Source organism: Scytonema sp. NUACC21, assembly GCF_054684315.1.
In genome coordinates, this window is the sequence record NZ_BAAFZH010000107.1 from 224,377 (window position 1) to 246,302 (window position 21,926).

General features: G+C 41.4%; 17 protein-coding genes. 8 read left to right on the forward strand and 9 right to left on the reverse strand.

Annotated elements, in window-relative coordinates:
• Window positions 1-307 precede the first annotated feature (307 nt).
• Window positions 308-1,141: a response regulator transcription factor gene (locus tag ACYRY3_RS40040; RefSeq protein ID WP_460207392.1), complete on the reverse strand. Its 834-nt coding sequence runs from the start codon at window positions 1,139-1,141 to the stop codon at window positions 308-310.
• A 319-nt stretch (window positions 1,142-1,460) separates the two neighbouring features.
• Window positions 1,461-3,299 (reverse strand): fatty acyl-AMP ligase, encoded by a 1,839-nt coding sequence (locus ACYRY3_RS40045; protein WP_460207393.1) that lies wholly within the window; start codon window positions 3,297-3,299, stop codon window positions 1,461-1,463.
• 1,113 nt (window positions 3,300-4,412) lie between these two features.
• Here ACYRY3_RS40045 and ACYRY3_RS40050 point away from each other — a divergent pair.
• The 3 genes from ACYRY3_RS40050 (at window position 4,413) to ACYRY3_RS40060 (ending at window position 9,880) form a co-directional block, all read left to right on the forward strand.
• The gene (locus tag ACYRY3_RS40050) at window positions 4,413-5,636 is read left to right on the forward strand and encodes an ABC exporter membrane fusion protein (protein ID WP_460207394.1); all 1,224 of its coding nucleotides are present in this window, start codon (window positions 4,413-4,415) and stop codon (window positions 5,634-5,636) included.
• 13 nt (window positions 5,637-5,649) lie between these two features.
• A complete protein-coding gene (gene devC / locus ACYRY3_RS40055; protein WP_460207395.1) occupies window positions 5,650-6,801 on the forward strand; it encodes an ABC transporter permease DevC in 1,152 nt (383 codons plus the stop codon).
• A gap of 715 nt (window positions 6,802-7,516) precedes the next feature.
• Complete coding sequence (locus tag ACYRY3_RS40060) at window positions 7,517-9,880, forward strand: SBBP repeat-containing protein (RefSeq protein WP_460207396.1); 2,364 nt, start codon at window positions 7,517-7,519, stop codon at window positions 9,878-9,880.
• Between the two features lie 296 nt (window positions 9,881-10,176).
• On the opposite strand, the gene ACYRY3_RS40065 is transcribed toward ACYRY3_RS40060, so the two are convergent.
• Together ACYRY3_RS40065 and cysE are read right to left on the reverse strand one after the other, a co-directional pair.
• Complete coding sequence (locus ACYRY3_RS40065) at window positions 10,177-11,379, reverse strand: FtsW/RodA/SpoVE family cell cycle protein (protein WP_460207397.1); 1,203 nt, start codon at window positions 11,377-11,379, stop codon at window positions 10,177-10,179.
• 165 nt (window positions 11,380-11,544) lie between these two features.
• Window positions 11,545-12,270 (reverse strand): serine O-acetyltransferase, encoded by a 726-nt coding sequence (gene cysE, locus ACYRY3_RS40070; protein ID WP_460207398.1) that lies wholly within the window; start codon window positions 12,268-12,270, stop codon window positions 11,545-11,547.
• A 200-nt stretch (window positions 12,271-12,470) separates the two neighbouring features.
• Between cysE and ACYRY3_RS40075 the strand changes: the two genes are divergently transcribed.
• A complete protein-coding gene (locus tag ACYRY3_RS40075; protein ID WP_460207399.1) occupies window positions 12,471-12,953 on the forward strand; it encodes an RrF2 family transcriptional regulator in 483 nt (160 codons plus the stop codon).
• Window positions 12,954-13,090: 137 nt separating this feature from the next.
• On the opposite strand, the gene ACYRY3_RS40080 is transcribed toward ACYRY3_RS40075, so the two are convergent.
• The 3 genes from ACYRY3_RS40080 to ACYRY3_RS40090 form a co-directional block, all read right to left on the reverse strand.
• Window positions 13,091-13,507, reverse strand: coding sequence for a YidH family protein (locus ACYRY3_RS40080; RefSeq protein ID WP_460207400.1), 417 nt, complete (start codon window positions 13,505-13,507; stop codon window positions 13,091-13,093).
• A 182-nt stretch (window positions 13,508-13,689) separates the two neighbouring features.
• Complete coding sequence (locus ACYRY3_RS40085) at window positions 13,690-14,418, reverse strand: cadmium resistance transporter (RefSeq protein WP_460207401.1); 729 nt, start codon at window positions 14,416-14,418, stop codon at window positions 13,690-13,692.
• Window positions 14,419-14,502: 84 nt separating this feature from the next.
• Window positions 14,503-15,990: an APC family permease gene (locus tag ACYRY3_RS40090; RefSeq protein ID WP_460207402.1), complete on the reverse strand. Its 1,488-nt coding sequence runs from the start codon at window positions 15,988-15,990 to the stop codon at window positions 14,503-14,505.
• A gap of 537 nt (window positions 15,991-16,527) precedes the next feature.
• On the opposite strand from ACYRY3_RS40090, the gene ACYRY3_RS40095 reads away from it, so the two are divergent.
• A complete protein-coding gene (locus ACYRY3_RS40095) occupies window positions 16,528-17,454 on the forward strand; it encodes a LysR substrate-binding domain-containing protein (protein WP_460207403.1) in 927 nt (308 codons plus the stop codon).
• 286 nt (window positions 17,455-17,740) lie between these two features.
• Window positions 17,741-18,175, forward strand: a complete 435-nt coding sequence (locus tag ACYRY3_RS40100; protein ID WP_460207404.1) for an RrF2 family transcriptional regulator — start codon at window positions 17,741-17,743, stop codon at window positions 18,173-18,175.
• Window positions 18,176-18,220: 45 nt separating this feature from the next.
• Here ACYRY3_RS40100 and ACYRY3_RS40105 read toward each other — a convergent pair whose 3' ends face one another.
• Window positions 18,221-18,901 carry a cadmium resistance transporter gene (locus ACYRY3_RS40105; protein ID WP_460207405.1) on the reverse strand — a complete coding sequence of 227 codons (681 nt, stop codon included), beginning with the start codon at window positions 18,899-18,901 and terminating at the stop codon, window positions 18,221-18,223.
• A 117-nt stretch (window positions 18,902-19,018) separates the two neighbouring features.
• On the opposite strand from ACYRY3_RS40105, the gene ACYRY3_RS40110 reads away from it, so the two are divergent.
• Complete coding sequence (locus ACYRY3_RS40110) at window positions 19,019-19,666, forward strand: cadmium resistance transporter (protein ID WP_460207406.1); 648 nt, start codon at window positions 19,019-19,021, stop codon at window positions 19,664-19,666.
• A 73-nt stretch (window positions 19,667-19,739) separates the two neighbouring features.
• Here ACYRY3_RS40110 and ACYRY3_RS40115 read toward each other — a convergent pair whose 3' ends face one another.
• Window positions 19,740-20,537 (reverse strand): sulfite exporter TauE/SafE family protein, encoded by a 798-nt coding sequence (locus tag ACYRY3_RS40115; protein WP_460207407.1) that lies wholly within the window; start codon window positions 20,535-20,537, stop codon window positions 19,740-19,742.
• A 594-nt stretch (window positions 20,538-21,131) separates the two neighbouring features.
• Here ACYRY3_RS40115 and ACYRY3_RS40120 point away from each other — a divergent pair.
• On the forward strand, window positions 21,132-21,902 hold the full coding sequence (locus ACYRY3_RS40120) for a phosphatase PAP2 family protein (protein WP_460207408.1): 771 nt from the start codon (window positions 21,132-21,134) through the stop codon (window positions 21,900-21,902).
• Window positions 21,903-21,926 lie beyond the last annotated feature (24 nt).

The following is a 21,926-nucleotide window of genomic DNA, read 5'->3' on the forward strand; positions in this document are numbered from 1 at the left end:
CCAAGCAATTCAATAAAAGAATTTGCATAGGCGTCAACAAACTATTTCACTATTTTTTAGAATGAGAATAACCAGCCCCAATTCTAGTCTTCTAATTGGAAGATTGCTATTTTGTGAGAGAAGCTCCTTTTTACAAGCTTTTTGACACGAAAATTTCTCCCAAGCAATAGGTTTGACATGGTGTCACTAGGAAGAAAGATTTGTATGTGACAATTTCTTCCGCTGTTCTTGTTTTAGCTATTATTTATTATTCAGCTAGAACATTTGTTAAATAATCTTATGATATAAGACAGATTATTTCAATAATCTATTTTTTGATAAGACTAACACTTCTTTCGATTTTCTCAGGCTGGTTGCGATGGGTGATTCTCCAGGCTTGGGGCGTTGTACCGTGAATTTGGCGAAACTGCCGAAAGAAGTGAACGACATTGTTGTAACCCACTTGAGCAGCAATCTGTTCCATCATTTGGTCGGTTTCCAACAGTAAAGACCGCGCTGCTGCCATCCGATGCTCAATAATCCACCGTTGTATGGTTTGTCCTGTTTGGCGTCGCATCAAGTCCGTTAAGTAAGCTGGCGAGTACCCAACAGCCTGGGCTACATCGCTTAAACTAATAGGTCGGTGATAATTCGCCTTAATAAAACTAAAAACTTCTCGCAACTGCACATCCAACTCTCTAGCAGACTGAGGACAAGTTACCTTAATTACAGTGTCAGCTAGCTGTGTTTCTTGGTCTTTTTGGTGCAATGCAGCATAGGATTGTCTGAGGACAGCCTGTTTTTCTAATTGGGTTGCGATCGCCTTCATTATTTCCTCTAATGTAAAGGGTTCTGTGAGATAGTCATTGGCTCCTAATTGCATACTTTTACGGAAGTCAATCTCACTTGGTTTAGCGGTGACAAAAATAAAAGGGGTAATTGCTGTAGCTGCTTCTTGACGTAACGCTGCTAAGACACTATAGCCATCAAGTTCCGGCAGAATCATACCGCAAATTATCAGATCGGGTAAATTTTCTCGAGCAAGCTGCACGCCATCTCTACCGTTTCCAGTACTGAGAGTAGAAAAACCTTGTGCTTTTAAAGCTTTTAAAACAAGATTTCTGGTTTTTGTTTTTGCTTCAATCACTAAAATTGTTTTCAACTTTTTCCTCCCATTTGCAAATATTTTGAAGTTTGCGATCGCACTAGAGGATCGTTTCAGCCACGCCAATAAACCCGTTTCTTTGCCTGCCTAAAAAGACCCATACCTTCGTTTACCCTGTTAATAAAAATTGCTTTTTAGCCTGATTTTTGAATGCTAAAAAATGTTTTAAGCAGTGCAGCCAAGTAGGTGGGTACTGCTCACCTTCTCATCTGTTGGTGAGCAATATTTACCTTGCAAGAATTCGTGTCATGAATTGTGACCCGAAGTGTAGAATCCGAAATCAGAAATGGCGTTTCCTATTCCTGAGTTTTTCCTTCTACACCTGTTTTGTAGCTGTTAATTTCTGCAAAACAGATTCAACCTCAGCCTGTAAATGCAAAAACTTAGCTTTGCTCTGAGGATTTTCGCTCCAATCTTCTACGACATTTAAAGTTCCAGCCAAAAACCCAGAGCGACAAGCAAAACGCTGTATCTTACCACTTGATGTCTTGGGGATACTTCCAGTTTTAACCAAGACTGCAGCATAAACTTGTAAACTATGTTCCGTCGCCACAGCCTGACAAATATTTCCTACCACTTCATTTACATTTAGCTTCCGCAAATAAGTGCGCTCCACTTCCTGAACAATGACCAAACGCTCTTCACCTTTGATTTCCACTGTAAACGCAGCTCCACAACCAGGGCGCAGCGCGGGATGGCTCTTTTCTACGGTCAATTCAATATCTTGGGGATAATGGTTTTGCCCGCGAATAATAATAACGTCTTTAATACGTCCGGTGACAAACAGTTCACCGTCTTGCAAAAATCCCAAGTCTCCAGTACGTAAAAATGGTCCCTCTGCTGTATTTGCTACGCGAGCATGAAAAGTTTGTTGTGTTTGTTCGGGTCGATTCCAATAGCCACCCGCTACAGAAGGACCGTGAACCCAAATTTCCCCTATTTGGTTATCCCGACACTGAGTTAAAGATTGTGGGTCAACTATGAGGACTTTTTGTTCTAAAGGCCCACCACACCCCACAATTGCCCGTTTTATAGTGTCGGTATCATCAGTATGAGGGACTACATGATTTTGTTCAAGGGCTGCCCCATCAAGATAACAAACAATGGGTGGAGTTGATTTTGAATTTCCAGAAACAATCAGAGTTGTCTCTGCCATTCCGTAGCAGGGATGAAGTGCCTCTTTTCGGAAGCCACACTCAGCAAAGGTGCGAGCGAACTGCTCTAATGTCTCTGGACGAATAGGTTCAGCTCCAGTGAAAGCTAACTCCCAACTGCTCAAGTCAAGGGTCGCCCGTTGTTCTGGCGTAATTTTACGAATACAAAGGTCATAAGCAAAATTGGGTCCACCACTAGTAGTTGCTCTGGAGTGGGAAATAGCTTTCAACCATCGCAAGGGCTTTTGTATAAAAGCTAGCGATGGCAACAAAATCATTGGTGCGCCAACATAAAGCGGTTGTATGACTCCTCCAATCAATCCCATGTCGTGATATGGAGGTAGCCAGCTCACACCCCGGCTCTTAGGGGTGTCACCGAAACTTTTCTGAATGAGTACACAATTGTGTAAAAGATTGCCGTGGCTCACCATAACACCTTTTGGTGTACCTGTAGAACCTGAGGTGTACTGGAGAAATGCTAAGTGGCTGGTGTATACCTCTGGTTCTTGCCATGCTTCTGACAAGTTGCTATCAAGATTGTCTGTGGCTAACCAATACAGGTTAGCAAATTCTGGGTTCTCAGGAAACCGACTTTGTATATTTCCTAAAAGGGATGAAGTGGACAGTCCCAGGGTTGCTCCAGCATCTGATACGATTGCCTGCAACCGGAGCATATTTTGATTGGGTCGGGGTGGATATGCGGGGACTGCTACAACAGAAGCATATAAACACCCAAAAAAGGCAGCAATAAACTCCAAACCAGGTGGATAGAGTAACAAAGCACGGCAACTAGCTGCATTCAGACTCTGAAGATGAGCTGCGATCGCTCGTGCTTTTCGATCTAATTCCCTATATGTCAGGCCAATACTTTCTGTTTCCCCATCTTGTAAAAAGGTATAAGCCATCGAATCCGGCTGGCTTTGTGCCCTGAACCTCAGCAGATCCACTAAAGTCGAAACTTCATGCCCCGAATTCATTAAATCGGTTAAACAAGTACTCATTGGATACTCCCTGGTAAATTTATGCCAATATGACAAACCTTTGTAGGTTTTTACGTCTACAGTTTCGGTTCATTCAAGATTGGCAATGGACAAATGCCTGGTAATTATCTGGAGGGTGTAAAGCTGAGCTTATGTCGGGAGAAAACACGGACAATAGACTTATTTTTTTGTTGCTATTTTCAGCTTGGGTAACTTTGCTTGTGATAATCACTTTGCAGAATTACATTTTTAAAGAAAAATTTCAAGTTCCTTATGCAGGATTTAAAGGTGAAAAAGCTTACTGTTTATAGTATTGAAGTTTTTGTAAAGAGTTGATGAATTTTAAGTAAGTTAAGATTAACCTCTATAACAAAAAAATATTTTTTTCAATCCACTTTAGGATGAAAATAAATCTATCTTTAGATTGAAAACTGAAAATTCAGTAATAAAGTAAATTCAGAATATCCATAAAAAAATGTTTTTTGCTGTATAGATTTATACAAAATAATTGTAATTGTAGTAAAAAAAGATTAAAAAAAAGAATGGTTCTTGCCTTCATTTATATAAATAAATAAATTAAATTTATTTCTTGAAGTAAATAACTAAAACTGCTGCAATTTCACAGACAAGTGTCATGAGCTTTGTAAAAGCAAGACATGAGTAAAGATTATTTGATGTTTTATAGCCTTTCTCAATCAAGTGAGGTACGTTAGTAGGGGCTCTCGGTCGAGAACCCTTACAGCTAGGTGTACCTCACCCACATAAAAACGCTATAGTATCTCTCCGAGCGCACGTAACGAGTTAGAATATCATGGTATTTTTAAAATAAGTAATTTTGCTGGTTGTAAGGAATTACTCCTTTTCCGTTCTAAGAATTACCAGTCTTTCTATGGTGGGTACTGCCTACTGTTCGCTGTTATGGGGCATGACCCTACCTACGTCTTTAGGTAATCGAATGGCACTCCCAGGGAGTAGTCCGAGCAACGAACTGAATGTGTATGGCGAGTTGATTTGACTTAAGGCTGTTTCTAGCCATGGGGGCAAGAGACAAGGGTAAGGGGGTACATAGTGAGTTTCGACTAAAAGTCCAGTCAGAGCCATGCAAAACTATCAAATGACAGGGTTTCCTCAACTATGAAGCCTGAATACATATCAAAAGAAAAGCCATTGTTGAAGCCATCAGGGCTGCTGATGATTATTGCTGCTGTTTTAGCAGCTCTTACCCTCAGCGGAACTGCTGTGCTTTATGTCTCTCGATTGCAACCTAGCGCTGAAGAATCCCCATCAAGCTCTGGGATCGCAACTCCCACAAACACAGCAAACACAGCTGTTTCTGCTTTAGGGCATTTAAGACCAGAAGGCGAAGTGGTTTACTTATCTGCTCCTACAATGCTCAATGGATTGGGAGGAAGTCGCGTCTCCACACTTTTAGTTAAGGAGGGCGATAAAGTTAAACAAGGGCAAGTCGTTGCTGTTATAGACAACTATAAAAATTTACAAGCATCTCTAAAATTGGCTCAAGAACAGGTCAAAGTTGCCAAAGCTAACCTTGCTCGGGTAAAAGCAGGCGCTAAGAAGGGAGAAATAGAAGCTCAAAAAGCCACTATAGAGGGTTTGAAAGCTGACTTGTACGGACAGTTAAGCACTCAGGACAAAACGATCGCACGCTTAAAAGCGGAGCTAAATACAGCCACTGTCGATTATCAACGTTACAATCAATTGTTTCTCAATGGAGCAGCAGCAGCATCTCAACTCGATAGTAAGCGACTTGCGATGAAAACAGCACAAGAACAGCTCAAGGAGGCTCAAGCCAATCGCGATCGAATTGAAACAACTCTTCAACGCCAAATCAAAGCAGCCCAAGCAAACCTGGATAGGATAGCTGAAGTTCGTCCTACCGACGTGCAAGCAGCGCAAGCTGAAGTGGATCGAGCCCTTGCTGATGTTGACAAAGCTCAAGCTGACTTAGAGTTAGCCCAGATCCGCGCCCCTCTAGAAGGGCAAATTTTAAAAATCAATACTAGAGAGGGAGAGACGGTTGGCGATCGCGGAATTGTTGCTTTAGGACAAACACATCGAATGAATGTAGTCGCAGAAGTCTACGAATTAGATGTCAGCAAAGTGCGGATTGGGCAAACAGCTACGATTACGAGCAATGCCTTTCCAGGAAAACTACACGGAGTTGTCACTGAAATTGGTTTACAAGTCAATCCACAAGAAGTGTTAAGTACCGATCCAACAACAGACGTTAATCGTAGAGTGATTGAGGTAAAAATTCGTCTAAACTCTGCAGATAGTCAAAAAGTTTCAGCTTTGACCAACTTGCAAGTCACTGTAGTCATTAACAAAAATCAGTGAACAGTTATCTACAATGTTTAATACACCTTTAGCATGGCTACAACTTACGCGAGACAAAACCCGTTTGCTGCTTGCTTTAGCAGGAATTGCTTTTGCAGTTATTCTCATGTTTATGCAATTAGGGTTTCAAGCATCTCTCTTTGATAGTGCCACAAGACTACATCAAAGGTTGGAAGGAGACTTAGTTATGATTAGTACTCGTTCTATGTCTTTGAATTATATGAGCCCGTTTTCTTGGCGGCGTTTATATCAGGTTTTAAGCTTTGATGGAGTGGAATCTATAAGCCCCGTGTATGTAGGTTTTCAAGATTGGAAAAATCCTTACAGGGGAAGTGTTCGGACTATACTTGTCTATGGATTCCAACCTGGAGATCTAGTTTTTAAGTTTCCTGAAGTTGCTCAAAATTTAGATCGACTTAAACTTGATGAAAATATTTTGTTTGATAGAGCTGCTCGTTTAGAGTATGGTCCTATCGCTAAAAAATTTGATGAGGGAAACTCAATTACTACTGAATTAGGAAATAAAAGAGTTAGGGTTGTGGGTTTGTTTACATTAGGACCATCTTTTGGTGCTGATGGAAATGTAATAACGAGTGACTTAAATTTTTTCAAGGTATTTCCCGACCGTCAATTAGGAGAAATTCAGATTGGGCTAATTAAACTTAAACCTCACGTAGATGCCCAGAGAATTTTAAACAAAATACAGTTAAATTTACCAAATGATATAAAAATTTTAACTCATCAAGGTTTTATAGAATTTGAGAAAAACTATTGGAAAACGAGTACATCAATTGGATTTATATTTACCTTAGGCGTAGGAATGGGATTTATTGTTGGTACGGTTATTGTTTATCAAATTCTTTATTCAGACGTAACCGACCACTTATCAGAATATGCAACTTTAAAGGCAATGGGGTATAGAAACAGATTCTTAGAATTTGTAGTTTTCCAAGAAGCAATTATCCTAGCAACTTTAGGTTACATTCCTGGATTTGCTCTCACTTTAGGACTGTACGACCTGACTAAAAATGCTACCCTGTTGCCTATTGTAATGGAACCTAACCGAGCTATACTAGTCATGATGTTAACAATAGTAATGTGTGCTATTTCTGGTTTCATTGCTGTGCGTAGACTTCGTAAGGCAGATCCAGCTGACCTTTTTTAAAGGCTTTAAAGCAAAAGGTAGAAGTTTATAGGCTGTAGTCTACTTGAATTTACGGCTATCAGAACGCAGGTTCAATAAGTTGCGACTATACTCAGCTTGGAAAGATAAGACTATGGCTCAAATACTCGAAGACTTCATTGACTCGTTGCCAACCCTAGAGATAGGCAACGAGTCATCTACCTAATTCCTTGAAGCCTGCGGCTTAGTATATGTATTAGGTGTAATCGTCATTGCCCCAAAATTAATCATACACTGCACTTCGTGTCAGATGTGGGGCTTCTTTTGGATTTAGCTAAAATTGACAATATTTAGTATTAGATTTATCTATATGTTTTTTTAATAAAGATACTTGAAAAAGTCTCGACTTTTCTTTGGTAGTCATGAGATTATGCTTGTATTAAGCGAGTTACAGGGTTAAAGGGATTACTACTCTCGCGTAGAATTATATTCTCATTTTTAATGAAAGCGTCTACCCACTTAAGAAGCGTCTACATAGCAAGCAAGCGACGCAAGAGATAAATTTGCATCTTTATTCAAAGCATCTGCCGGAAGAATTGTGAGAGACAGTGGTCGGGAAAATCACTTAGTTTTTGTCAACCATGTGCTCTCTAAAAGGACGGTCATGAAAGGAAAAGTTAACCAGACAATGCTTACCGAGTTGCGCTGGTAAGGGAACTTACTGTGCCTTCCTATTACACCTCGATCGAGAGTAGTGATGCAAGTCCAAACAGGCTTGCAACAGCTTTTACTGTTATTTTTTGTGAGAGGAGATAGAAATCCGGTGTCTAATAATAATCAGAATTCATTATTTTCACTTCAGATTTACACACCTGGCAGTGACATTGCCGTAGGCTCTCAACCCAACCAAACTATTATAGGTCGTACTGGAAACGATTTTGTTTTTGCTTATCAACCTCTTACAACTACTGCGGATCAAAGACGGATTGATGTTCTGCTGGGCGATGTGGCTGTAGATGATATTCCCGAATTCCGTCAGTGGAACGATACATTTGCTTTGGGTGATTGGAGGCAGTCTTACTATGCCAACAATACCAATAACATCACAGACCCTTTGGGTTTGGAAACTACTGCATACATCACTGATTTCAACCCAGCGCTAGATACCATTCAGCTATTCGGGTCTGCAGACAATTACCAGTTACTGGATACCGGGCTTGGAACTACAATACTTCAGCAACAGGAAACCGGATTGGATGTTGTCGGCTTTGTGCTTGGCAATTCTAATTTGAATTTAGGGAGTAATTACTTCAAATTCCAAGGTGTTACTCCTCCACCAGGCCCAGCAGTACCTCAGGCTCAGCAACTAGGAACCTCAGGTTATGACCTCCCCCTCAGCACTGCCAGTGACCCTTTTGGTAACGTCTATGTAGCAGGAGCAACCACTGGTTCTTTGGGAGGAACTAATGCTGGTTTTCGTGATGCTTTAGTAGCTAAATACGATAACCAGGGCAATCAAGTCTTCCTCCAACAGTTTGGCACTTCCCACCCTGACACAATCTATGGTATTGGAACAGACAATCAAGGAAACTATTATGTAGGAGGAATTACTGAAGGAAATCTAGGTGGAACCAAGCAAGCAGACATTGTTGATACTTTTGTAGCTAAGTATGACTCCAATGGCAATCAACAGTGGATTCAACAGATTGGGGAAAATGTGATTTTTAATGCCTTTGACCTCGCTGTTGATAAAAATACTGGTGATGTTGTCATAACGGGAGTTGACGTCAGAAACGATATACAGAATACGGACGATGCTTTTGTTATCAAGTTTGACACCAATGGGAACAAGCAGTGGCAGACTGAAACTGGCACTACCACTAGTGCTAATCTCGGGATTGCAGCTTTTGATGAAGCTTATGGCGTGACTGTTAGCAACGATGGGAGTATTTATGCAACTGGATGGACTGTAGGGAATTTGGGAGGTCCCAATCAAGGGAAGTATGACAACTGGATAGCCAAGTACGACAACACAACAGGCGAGGAGCAATGGGTTAGACAGTATGGAACTTCAGATTATGAATGGTCTTGGGATGTTCAAACCGACAGCCAAGGCAACCTTTACACAACTGGCTGGACTCTGGGGAGTTTGGAGGGAGAGAATGCTGGGTCTTATGATGCATACTTAACTAAATATGACAGCAATGGAAACCAGCTCTGGATTAAACAATTCGGAGGTGTTGGTGATGATGAAGCTTTTGATTTATTCATCGACGAAAATGACAATATTTTCTTAACGGGATACACTAACGGCAACTTAGAAGGAATTAATAATGGGTTGTTTGATGCCTGGGTAGCTTTGTTTGACACCGAGGGTAATCAGCAGTGGCTTCAACAGTTTGGCACCTCCGATGTCGATCAAGCCTACGGAATTACTGGTGACAACGCAGGTAACGTCTTCGTTACAGGAGTGACTCAAGGTTCCCTTGGGGGTACTAATGAAGGGTCATTTGATACTTGGGTGGCTAAGTTAAATGCAGCAACGGGAGTTTTGGAAAACTTTAATGGTAGTCCAGAGACCGTTCAAGCCTTGTTTGCTCGATCCTCGTCACCTTTAGAATCTTTTGACCTTGAGGAAATTAACACTAACTCTCCTCAACTCGCTAAATTTCAAAAACTCACTCAATCACAAGAAGAAGAGATTGCAAATTACTTTGAGCAGTTCACCCGTAACACATTGCAACTGCCTCCTGGTAGCGGAGGCCCAGACGGAACTAATTTGGCACGTCTAATTCCTAACCCTAACCCTTACATTCCACCTGCTTCCGTACCCGAACCATCTTCTGCTGTTGGTCTACTAATGTTTGGTGCTATGTCAACTATCGGTGCCAGAAAGGTGAAAGGGCGTTTGTCAACGATAAGCACCTCTAGTTCAACCTTCCAGGGAATCTTAGACAAGAGTCATCGCATTGAAAACCGACTCAAAACTAAAGTTGAAACCTTAAAACAACGGGTGGTTGATAAAGGTCACAACATAGAAAGCAGGTTCAAAAATAAAGCCTCTAAAGCCAAGGGCTATGCAACTAAAGTTAAATTATGGTGCAAGCAAGTTCTCGTGTAACCTAGTACAGAAAGGCTGTTCGCGTAGCGTCTCCTCTGGAGAAGTATCAAGGATAAAGGATGAAATTAAAAGGCTTACACTGTAAGCTTTGGAGCAATTCACAATGGTTGCCTTATTTACGCCGACTTGTACTAGCTATAGTTAAATAGCACGGGAGGCACGTAGCCCCGAAATACTAATAGATGGTGGGCAGATGCCCACCTTACGAAATAATTAGCTTTTTGGGCTTTTATTTTTGCTTGCGAGACGATGGTACAAGATATTTAAGAAAAAGAACGTTTGTCAGAACTTAACAGTTAACTGACATTATTTTTCTGAAAGAGCCTTCTTCTTCGCCTGTTCTGAGATTCGTCTCGCAAGGGTACCACTTCCGCTTCATTACTTTCCCGTGCTACACGAATCAGCAAAGCTGCTGCTACTAAACTGGAAATCATTGAATTGCCACCATAACTAAACATGGGTAATGGCAACCCAGTTGTTGGCAGGAAACCAGTGGTAACGCCAATATGAAGTAATGATTGTCCTATCATCAAAATTGTTACCCCAATTGCTATCAGTCGGTACACTGACTGTTTGGCTTTTAGGGCTACGATCAATCCTAAAGTAGCGTATAAAGCCAACAGTACCAGGAGCACCATACAGCCAACAAAGCCAAACTCTTCAGCAAAGACAGCAAAAATAAAGTCGGTGTCCTGAATCGGTAGATAAAACAGTTTTTGTTGGGAAAGCCCAAAGCCAGCCCCCCATTGCCTACCAGACCCGACTGCTAGCAAACTTTGCACAAGTTGATAACCATCCCCGGTTGGATCTGCCCAAGGATTTAGGAAAGATAGCACTCGCTTGCGCTGATATTCTTTAATACTAATACTAAGAGTGGCTAACAGCACTCCACCTACTGCTGTTCCTCCCAAGTACTTGTAGGGTAATCCAGCAGCCAGGGCAATTAGCCAAATCATCATACCACATAGTGCTGTTGTACTTAAGTTTGGTTGTGCTAGTATTCCCAGAATAATCAGACAAAAAATACCCAGCCAAAAAAAGCGCACGCGCCAGCTTAACCTTTCCCATTGGCTAAAAAGTCGCGCACTCTGCAGTACGAGAAAGGGTTTAATTAACTCAGAAGGTTGAATTGGTATCGGTCCTAAAGCTATCCAGCGAGATGCGTCAAATGCTTTTTTTCCAAGTCCCGGTACCAATGTGAGGAAAATCAACCCCATCAGTATTATTACAAACCAGTGGGCTACACCTAAAACCTTACGTATGGGTAAATTAACAATGATGTTAAATACTATTAATGCTACGAATACCCAGAGGATTTGGCGCTTAAAGTAGTACAGCCCATCATTGTGGCGATCGTCAGCAACGGCATATGATGCTGAAAATAGAATGACTAATCCCACAAACAGCCATATCAATGTCAACCAGCGCAATAACCGCGCCTCTAGTGCCCAACTGGACACGGAGTCATCGAAGAATGGAATCAGGCGGCGTAAATTCACGATGAAAACTAGTGTCTAAGGGTAATCGCTCAGAATGACGTTAATGATACTACGCCAAACCATAAATTCATCGTTACAATCTTAGAATTACAAATTACAAATTACAAAGTTTTTGTATATCGCTACCGCTTGCATAGTGAAGTTACCCGCCCTACACGATAATATTTAAATACCAGCACCATCTAAAAACTCTTCAATCACCCGATCGCTATCCCAACTCTCATTGTGTGTGTCTGTGTTGCTTTCTTGCGTTGCATCAAAAGATGGGGACACCTTTAACTGCTCAATCTGCTGTTCCAAAGTCTTAACTCGCTCAAACAAAACGCGAATCACCTCTGCTTCTACATCCCGCAGCATATTATGAGCTAGAGCGTCAACACTCTTCTTATTCACAGACGTGATGCGTCCGGGAATGCCAATGACTGTGGTATCGCTTGGTGTATCTCTCAATACTACCGAACCCGCCCCAATACGGACGCGAGCGCCGATATAAATATTGCCTAACACCTTAGCACCTGCTCCGACAACCACATGTTCGCCTAGAGTTGGATGGCGCTTTCCTGTCTCTTTTCCCGTACCACCCAAGGTAACTCCTTGGTAAATTAGCGTGTAATCACCTACAACTGCTGTTTCACCAATGACAACTCCCATACCGTGGTCTATAAACACTCCCTTGCCAATCTTGGCTCCTGGATGAATTTCAATTCCCGTCAAAAACCGACTTATGTGCGAAATGAACCGGGGGAAAAAGGGAATTCCCCGATTGTGGAGCCAGTGTGCAACACGATGTAACAGTATAGCTTGGAACCCTGGATAGCAAAACAAAATCTCCAGCCAGTTACGCGCTGCGGGATCGCGATCGCGGATTGCTCGCAAATCAGTTAGTAACATAATGTAGTTCCGATTTGAAAAACGCTCAAATTAGTAGCTGGTAAAATATCACTTGAAAAAAATGCATCATTTTGGTAGTTTTATTAGATAATCTACGGTAAGGCGATAAAAATACGCCTTTTTTTAGGTTTGCTTGGAATTGTACCACATTCAACCTAAAATAAGAACTAATTTATTATAAAATTACTATAATCCTATTGATGAACAGTAGTATATTGAATAAAGACTTGAATAGCCAAAACTACGCTCTCTTGGATTTGTCTTCCAAAGTCGAGTACGCGCTGCTAGCTCTTTTGGAACTAGCAAGCAATAAGGGAAAAAAAGATCCTCTCACCATGAGTGAGATTACCGCTAAACAACCCATACCCGAACGCTATCTCGAACAAATTTTAACCAGTTTACGGCGGGCTGGGCTGGTAAAAAGCCATCGTGGCTCAAGAGGCGGCTTCGTTTTAGTTCGAGAACCTTGGCAGATTACTTTGTTAGAGGTTGTCACCTTCGTCGAAGGTGAGCGCAAAGAGCGAGAATCGTCTCTTCCTCCCACACTGGAAAAGAATCTAGTGCATGAGGTTTGGGAGCAAGCTAACGCCGCTGCTATTGAAGTTTTGCGCCGTCAAACACTCCAAGATTTGTGTCAAGAAAGAGAAGCACGGATACAACAGGGACCAATGTATTACATTTAAAGGCAAAAGAGGAGTACTGAGTGTCATTTATCCTTTGTCATTTGTCCGTTAAGTTGAGTAATTCATGACTCATGACAAAGGAAGATTCTCAAGAGTAAGTATGCTCCCCCAAATGCGGAAAAGCTAAGTACATATGTTTACTCAACTATAACTGAATTTAATGAGTCAAGAGGAACTGTAAAAACATAATAAACAACTCCGATCCCCAAGAGAATGACAGCAAGACTGGAAAGGATAACAAAACGATCTGCTGGTTCATAAGCATCATCATCAATGTCCCGACGAACAACAAGATAGTGCTGGGTTGAAAGCATGACCGTTATCAAACCAACGAGTGAAAAGGCTAAACCTAGCTTCCAACCATTACCAGGGGATTGAGGTGCAAGAGGAGGACGGAGTATGCGAAGGCGGACAATAAGAACGCCAAAACCCATGAGGGCTATTCCACTCCTCATCCATGCTAGGTAGGTACGCTCGTTAGCTAAATGCTCTCGGACACGGTCAGCGCTTTTGCTCTTAGGTTTTTCTGGTTTTTCCTGTGCATTGGTTGTCATAAAGTTTAATGAGAGTCGAATGGACAATTTTTTTTTAGCCATTTTTTAAAACTGGCTCATAATATTCATACTATTAAATTTAATTTTTTCCTACTTTTATCCAGATTCAAATTCAACTTAAAAAAATGCGTTAATAAAAATTAACGCACGCATCTAGATTTGAAATTCTTTTAAAGAACTGCTTATTTAGTCATAAATTTAGTCATAAATTGGTGCATTGGTGATTCTATATTCCTACCGATAATTAACAAACTAAAACCTGTTACGATCGCAGCAACTACAGCTAAAGTAGGATTTTCCAAAGTGTGACTGTTCACTAAAATGACAATACCCAACCCAATCAAGACAGGGGGAACAAGTTGATGACCGTAGCGAGTTAGAGCATCGGCGATCGCCTTCATACGAGTTAACTGATAAGCTGCATAGCACCAAACTGCCACGAGAGAAAAGAACACAGCAATAATCACTGCAAGGCTCTCCAAAGTGGTGCTGGCAAACAATGGTGCGTAGATAGCGATGTTATCACTTCCGTTAGCAATTGTGACAGCAGCCACACTATAGGTTTGAGGAGACAAAAAGCTAACAAACCAAGGTTGTGAAGGCTCTTCTTTTTCTACATCTGTTTCTTCATCATCTATATCTGGATTTAACCAATGTCCAATACCAATAACAATAGGAACAATACCTAGCAATCCAATTATGGGTTTTGGTAGGATAAAGCTGCCAAAAAAACTTGGCAAACTAGCAATCACCAAAGCACTGAAACCAATGTACTGACCAATAACAATGTGACGGCGACGAAACATTGCATTAATCTGGGAGAAAAACAGAGACAGAATCACAATGTCATCAATATTGGTCGCAGCAAAGGCACCTAGCCCAGTGGGAATCGCAGTGTATAGTCCGCTCATTTCTATTTGTCCTTATGTATAAATCAGTGAACTGGGAACAGCGAACAGAATTCGCCTTGAGAGATAACTGTTAACTGTTCCCGTTTAATGAAAGGGGTCTTCATCGATAGAAGAAATAACTACAGGCGATGGAGTTGCATATCTATCGTGGATTTCGTCGATGCCCTTCTGCATTGACCGAACAACATCGGGTGAACGGCGTTTTTGTCTGAAAAACCATCCACAAGTCATAAACAGATAAACAACAAACAAGTAGGGGAACACATTATATGGAGCATCCGGCACCGGAAACATTGTGCTTCCAGGAATTCCCACACTACCAATAACAGGAATCATCATGAATCCAATTCCCAACACAGAAAACACCACATCGCGCAGGCAGAGTTTTCTCAGTTTGTACAGGTAAACAGGAGCTGCAATTGATATCAAGATATAGACTGTGAGAAATCCATAGCTGCAGATTGCTCCCAAGTAACCCATGCACTCAAACAACTTAATGTGAAACAAAGACATGACCGCAGGCACTAAAAACGTAATGAAGGAACACATTGTGACTGCAATGTGGGGCGTGCGGTTTGATGAATGGGCGGCACCGAGTTTAGAGTGGAACAACCCATGACGTGCCATCGTAAAAAATATTCTGGCAGCAGGATTAATACAGCCAAGGACACAGGCAAAGAAGCTCAACAAAGCGCCTAAAGCTATTAATTCTCCTAAAAATCCAACTCCTGCTTGTTGCGACAGGAAACCCAAAGGCTCTTCGGTTTTAGTAATAGAGACACCAGTACCGCTGAAACCCAGCACTTCTACATAGGATGTAAAAATGAAGAATAACCCTGCTAGGATAACACTGCCAGTCACCGATCTGGGGATCGTTCGCAATGGTTTTTTGGCTTCATCACCCAACGATGTAGCACTCTCAAAGCCAGAGAAGCCAAACAAAACCAGCACTAGCCCTGTTGCGACATTACCGGGACGGACACCTTCGAGGGTGAGTTGTGGCATATGCAGTGCAAAACCGGTCTTTGCCCAGATAATAATGCACAACAAAACAATCAGCCCCAAAGAAATCCCCTCCATCCACAGCATTGCGATCGCGGAAAGTTGGATATCTTTATAAGCTGCATACCAAGCTATTCCCGCCCCCAATGCCAGCAAAGTAATGCTAGAGGGATGAATACCCACTTGAGCCATCAAGACACTGCTGAAGTTTGCGAAGCCACACAAAGTAGACATTCCCGTGAACAAATACGCTAGCACCAAACTCCAGCCACAAATAACACCTGCTGTTGGACCTAGCCCTTTAACAATGTAAGAGTACAGCGAACCAGGAGAAGCAGAACGGCTGGCAAACTGATTGATGTTGATGCTCACAAAGATGAGTCCAACCAAGCCGATAACAAAGCTCAACCAAGTTCCGTTTCCTGAAAGTGCAACTATTAAACCAAGGTTTGACGCCGGGACTGTGGTAGGGGCAATCACGGCAAAGGATTGAGCCAGGACTTCCCCAAAGGAAAGGCAATTGGGCTTTAAGCCGTGAACGCTCTGTTTGTGTACGGGTTGGTCAGTCATAAGTAAATTTCCGGATCTTAAAGATGTCTCAAGAGAAGATTTTTAGCTAAATTGAAGTTGTAAACTTTCCTTTACCAGGGTTTCACTTTTGAGTCACAATTCTCACTGTATTGTTCCCAATGTATAGAAGCAAATATTCTTTTTTGTTAAAGTAATAAAATAAATTTATTCATGTTTCAAATATTAAGTATAAACTTATACTTTTAATTCATGGCATGACTCTACAAGGAGCGGATTAATGTTCTCTTCTATGCTTGAGAGAAAAAAGTTTCAATAGAATTGACAGCCATTCAAAATAAAGTTATATTTTTGACTCCGTAAGAATTTACGAAAGTTTATTAATGTTGTTGTTGATACAAATTCGGCACAGTTTTATTACCATACAGGGGGTAAACAAACGCTTCTATGACTTTTACTGTAAAAATTTCATTGGTTATGATATACTACGGTAGCCTAATAGGTTTGCCGTATAATAATATACAGCTATCAACCCTATCAGGGTGACAATACCCGCTCAACAAGCTTAAAAGAGCCACTATGACCTTTGAGCAGTTGCGAATTTTCCTTGCCGTTGCAGAACTGATGCACTTTACCCGTGCTGCAGAAGCGCTTTACATTACTCAACCTGCCGTTAGTGCAGCAATTCAGAGTTTGGAGGTGGAATATGGGGTTAGATTATTCCATAGAATTGGTCGCCACATCGAAATCACTGATGCAGGCAAGTTACTCCAAATAGAGGCACAGAAAATTTTAGATCAAGTCTCTTTAACCGAGCGGGGTTTGCGGGAATTAAACAATCTGCAACGGGGTGAATTAAAGCTAGGCTCCAGCCTTACCATTGGTAACTACTGGTTACCCGAGAAGATTAGCCAGTTCAACCGTCAGTACCCCGGTATACATATAAATTGTACATTGAGCAATGCAGAAGAAATTTGCGAGGGGACAGCGACAGGGTTGTTTGATTTCGGTTTGGTGACAGGTGAAGTGAAACCCACCCTCAGCAACTATTTGGAAAAAGAAGTTGTGGGAAGCGATCGCCTCCAGATAGTCGTTGGCAAATCTCACCCTTGGTTTGGGCGAATAGAAATATCTCCTGCAGAACTGCTAACAACAACTTGGGTAATGAGAGAGTCGGGTTCGGGGGCGCAACAGGTATTTGAGCAAGCCTTACAAGACTGGGGAATCGATCCGACTGAACTAGATATTGTTCTGGTTTTAAGCAGTAGCGAAATGGTAAAAGCAGTCGTGGAAAGCGGCGTTGGTGCAGCAGCAATTCCTGAGTTGATGGTGAAAAAGGAACTACATCTGTCTACACTACACGCAGTTCGCGTCATAGATAAAGCTTCTGGCACAAAGTTAAAAATTGTCCAACCCGTTTGGAAGCTCAAACACCGACAGCGTTTTCAAACCAGAGTTGCAAGTGCCTTTGAACAGTTACTTACCCAGTGTTCGCTCGAAGTTTGAGCAAACCCTCCCTCCCTCACTCCCTCACTCCCTCACTCCCTCACTCCCTCACTCCCTCCCCAATCCCCCTTGTCTTTTTTTTGCTCCAAATAATCAATTTTTTTTATTAAAATAAGAAAAAAAAACATTTGCTTTTATTGACAGCGGTCTTGTATAGTGGTGTCAAACTTCTTGCATATAGCTAGCGAAATATCAATCAAAACGTTCTGACCCTGATTTTATTTAGTTAGGCTGACCGCTGCCTTCTTATACGAAATAACTCTTAGGTGTCTACGCTCTTTTGCCTATGGAACTCTCAAACAAAACCGAGTACGCAATTCTCTCTCTGTTGGCACTAGCAAAATGCCATGCCGACGGTGAATCCTTGCAAATCCGAGAGATAGCAGCAAGGCAAAACATTCCCAACCGCTATCTAGAAGAACTTCTAGCAACACTGAGGCGTGGAGGTTTGATCAAGAGCATACGTGGGGTCAAAGGAGGCTATGTTCTAGCACGAGAACCTCAAAAAATAACCGTTCTAGAAGCTTTACTTTGTATAGAAGGGTTAGATGCTGAATCTGTAAAATCTTCCAACATCAAAACAGTTGAAACTGACGTCATTCGCGATGTTTGGCAAGAAGTGCGTCAAGCAGCTTACGACGTTTTGCAAAAGTATACGCTTCAAGACCTTTGTGAGCGACGCATCTCCAAACGTCAAATAGAACTCATGTACTATATTTGATTAAAAAACAGATAATTTGTAATTAATATACAATTGAAATATTGATTACGAATTATTTTTTTTTACTAAAATTGTTAAACAAAAACAGCTGGCAATGAGCTTTGTCAGGCTTAACGTTCCATTTTTTAAAAGAATAAAACTCCCTAAGCCTATCAGCACAAAGGGTACAAAGTTCTTGCCATAACGAGTGAGAAGCTCAGCTATTTCTTTCTGATGAGTTAATTGATAAGCCGCAAAGCACCAAATACCTATCAGTGAAAAGAATACAAATACAGTAACTAGAAAAGTACCTAAATCGCTGCTTGCAAATAAAGGTACGTAAACGCTAATGTTGTCGCTACCATTAGCAACTGTAACAGCAGCAACACTGTAAGTTTGGGGAGAAACAAAACTGGTGAAAACAGTTTCTTCAGATAATTTTGTTTCTAGTTGGATTTCCTCTAAAGATTCTTCCTGTCCATTCACCAAACTGCTGATACCCATAACAACTGGAAGTAAACCAAGTAATCCAACCCACTGAGTTGGTAAAATTAATCCCCCAAATAGACCGGAAAGACTGGCGATAACTAATACTATAAAGCCCAAATATTGACCTATAACAATATGCTTGTGAGTCAAGTTGGCATTTACCTGAGAAAAAAATAACAATAAGATGAAAATATCATCTATGTTAGTGGCAGTGAAGGCAAGCACGCCCGTAGTAATTGCAGTGATAAATTCTCCCATTGTGTCTTTATTATGAAAATCTCAAGCCAAAACACAAAGTTCTCTTTTCTGGTAGCCTGTGAGAGAAACTCCTATCAGTTATGATTTTGTTAAACTAACTTTCTCTCACGATTAAGCATGACTGAGCTTTGGACAGCTTTTGCAGAAAGTGTAATCGCTTTTGTTGCTACCAATATCGATGATATCTTAATTCTGTTACTATTTTTCTCACAAGTAGATGGCAATTTCCGCCGAAGACATATCATTATTGGTCAGTACCTCGGTTTTTTAACCATTATCATTGCTAGTTTACCAGGATTTTTTGGTGGTTTAGTAGTTCCTCAAGAATTCATTGGATTACTGGGATTATTACCGATAGCAATTGGTTTGAAAAAACTGGTGAGTAAAGAAGAATCTACAGAGGTTCAGACAGTAACCAGTGATTTTAATCCCTCTTCACACAGTCATCCCGCCGTATCTTTTTTGCTGAGTGTTTTGCATCCTCGAACTTATAAAGTAGCTGCAGTAACGCTTGCTAACGGCGGAGATAATATCAGCATCTATATACCTTTATTTGCAGGTCATACTTTTGCAAGTATGGCAGTGATTTTGTTTGTCTTCTTCTTGATGGTTGGTATTTGGTGTGCGATCGCATTCTCTTTGGCTCGTCAAACAGCGATCGCGCATATTTTAACTCGTTACGGTGATATGGCAGTTCCTTATGTACTGATTGGTTTAGGTCTGTTTATTATGTACGAAAGAGGGACTTTTAAACTCTTTCTGTGAATTTGTCAAAAGTCCTTGGTCATTTGTAAGGGTTTTTATTTCCGCTGACCTATTTTGGTGACCAATAACTGTGTTACACCGGAGACACTAGCTTGTAGCTTACCATCAGCAGAAGTGTGTAGATGACGAACCGCAATGGACGTTGAGGCGCAAGCTGGCAAAGTTTGGCACCAAGGAAAACTCCAGGTACAGAACCCATCCATATTGGGAATACCAAACTCCAATCAACCGTTCCCAGGCTGAGGTGTCCAATTGAGGTAAAGAGTAATAAGATAGCTGCTTGTGAAATATCTGTACCTACTAATTTACGAGCATCTAACTGGAAAAAGGAAATCATTACCAAGGCGAACATTGAACCGGAAGAAACACTTGTTAAACCAACCAAACAGCCTAAAACTGCTCCTATACCCATTGAGAGAACACGTCCCAATGTTGTGTCTAAATCTAACTTTGGTAGCTCGGGAAACTTCAAATTGGGGAAAAATGTCAGTAGCAGCAGTTGTGTCAGGGCTAATAAGGTGACACACAAAATCATCATCCCAACTAAGTGCAGCAGAATATGATTTAAGTTTTGCTCCCCAGTTTGCTTGATGAAGTGCAAGATGCTTACCCCAAACAAAGAGCCAGGAACACTACCCAACGCCAGCCACTTCACTACTTGCAAGTCGAGGGTTTTTTGTTGCCAATGTTGAAAACCCCCCACGAATTTCATTAATGTCGCAGCTACAACATCAGAACTGACTGCGATCGCGGGGGGAACTTGGAAGATAAAAATCAGCATTGGCGTCATCAAAGATGCTCCTCCAATTCCCGTTAAACCAACAATGACACCAACAAAGAAACTGAAGAAGGGTAGTAATAAGTAATGCATACTGCTTGCTGCTTGTATAAAGGGTTGTTATGGTGCCTGAACTTCTGGTAGAAGTCAGCTTGGTAGATTCAAACCCCTTTTTTTGATAAATGTCAAAACTCGATAGGCTTACCGTACTTTAACTTAAATTTTACGCTAAAGTCCAGCGTAGTCGCACATACGCAAATAAAACTATTTGTTACAGTAGTTGGGCAGTAGCGTCAATGGTCAAAAACGCTGATAATTAAAGGCTTTGGGCAATCCTATTATCCTCAAGAATAAATTCTGACGGCAAAAAAATCACAATGACAGGAATTATCGTTTTCTGCCCCATGCCCTTGGTAAGAGAGATAAAACCCTGAAAATTCTGCCTTAAAGGAGGGTATTGAGGGGAAGCCGATGGAGTAATGTTGCTGTGGGAAAATTCTTATAAAGTCCCCTTATAAAGTGGAGTTTAGGGGAATGGGACATCCTGACTAGTACACATTGCAGTATAAGGGTGTTACTTTCATCCTTTAGCCTCCATACTTCAACCTTTTTGTACTAGTGCCTTGTGTCATCTAGATAAATAGAAACATAATACCTAAGGATTTACTGAACTGTAGTGTTATTCAAATGACTCAAACTGACTTCAACAAACAAATCCAGTCCTTTTTTGACTTTTCTAAAGGGCTACTTGCTGCCCGTTGGCGTTCTCTGCTGTTGCTATTTCTTGGTATCTACTTACCGTTGCAAATCTTTGGGCTATTAGCAATAGAAGTTTGGGAAAGTAAAGGTGGTTTCCCCTTTGCCTGGGATGTACCGATTCTTATGGCAATTCACTCTACAGCAACACCGCAATTAGACGCGATCGCACTCACCCTGACTCAGTTTGGCTCTTCAAAATTTATGTTTCCCGCTATTGGGTTTATGGGACTAGCCCTCTTGTTCCAAAAACGGTGGCGATCGCTCACTTATTTGCTAACGACTACAGTGGGAAGCGCGATCGTCAACCGTACAGCAAAAGAATTCATGCATAGAATACGTCCCCATTTATGGGACTCACTTGCTCCCGAGTTAAATTTTTCATTTCCGAGCGGTCATGCCATGATGAGCATGGCACTAGTAGCAACCTTGGTTATTTTGACTTGGGGAACTATTTGGTCTTGGATTTTGCTAGCTGCTGGAAGTGTGTTTGTTGTAGCGATTGGCTGGACGAGACTTTACCTTGGAGTCCACTTTCCCAGCGATATTTTAGCAGGGTGGATGGTTTCCATAGCCTGGGTGATTGGTGTGAGCCTAATTATCAGACCGCATTTAACCAAACAAACTGCCGTCACCGAAACACGAACAGCAGAAGAAACGACATTACTAACTGAAGAAAAACAGATGTTGGGAGAACAGTAGGGCAAAGGATGGGAAACGAATGTA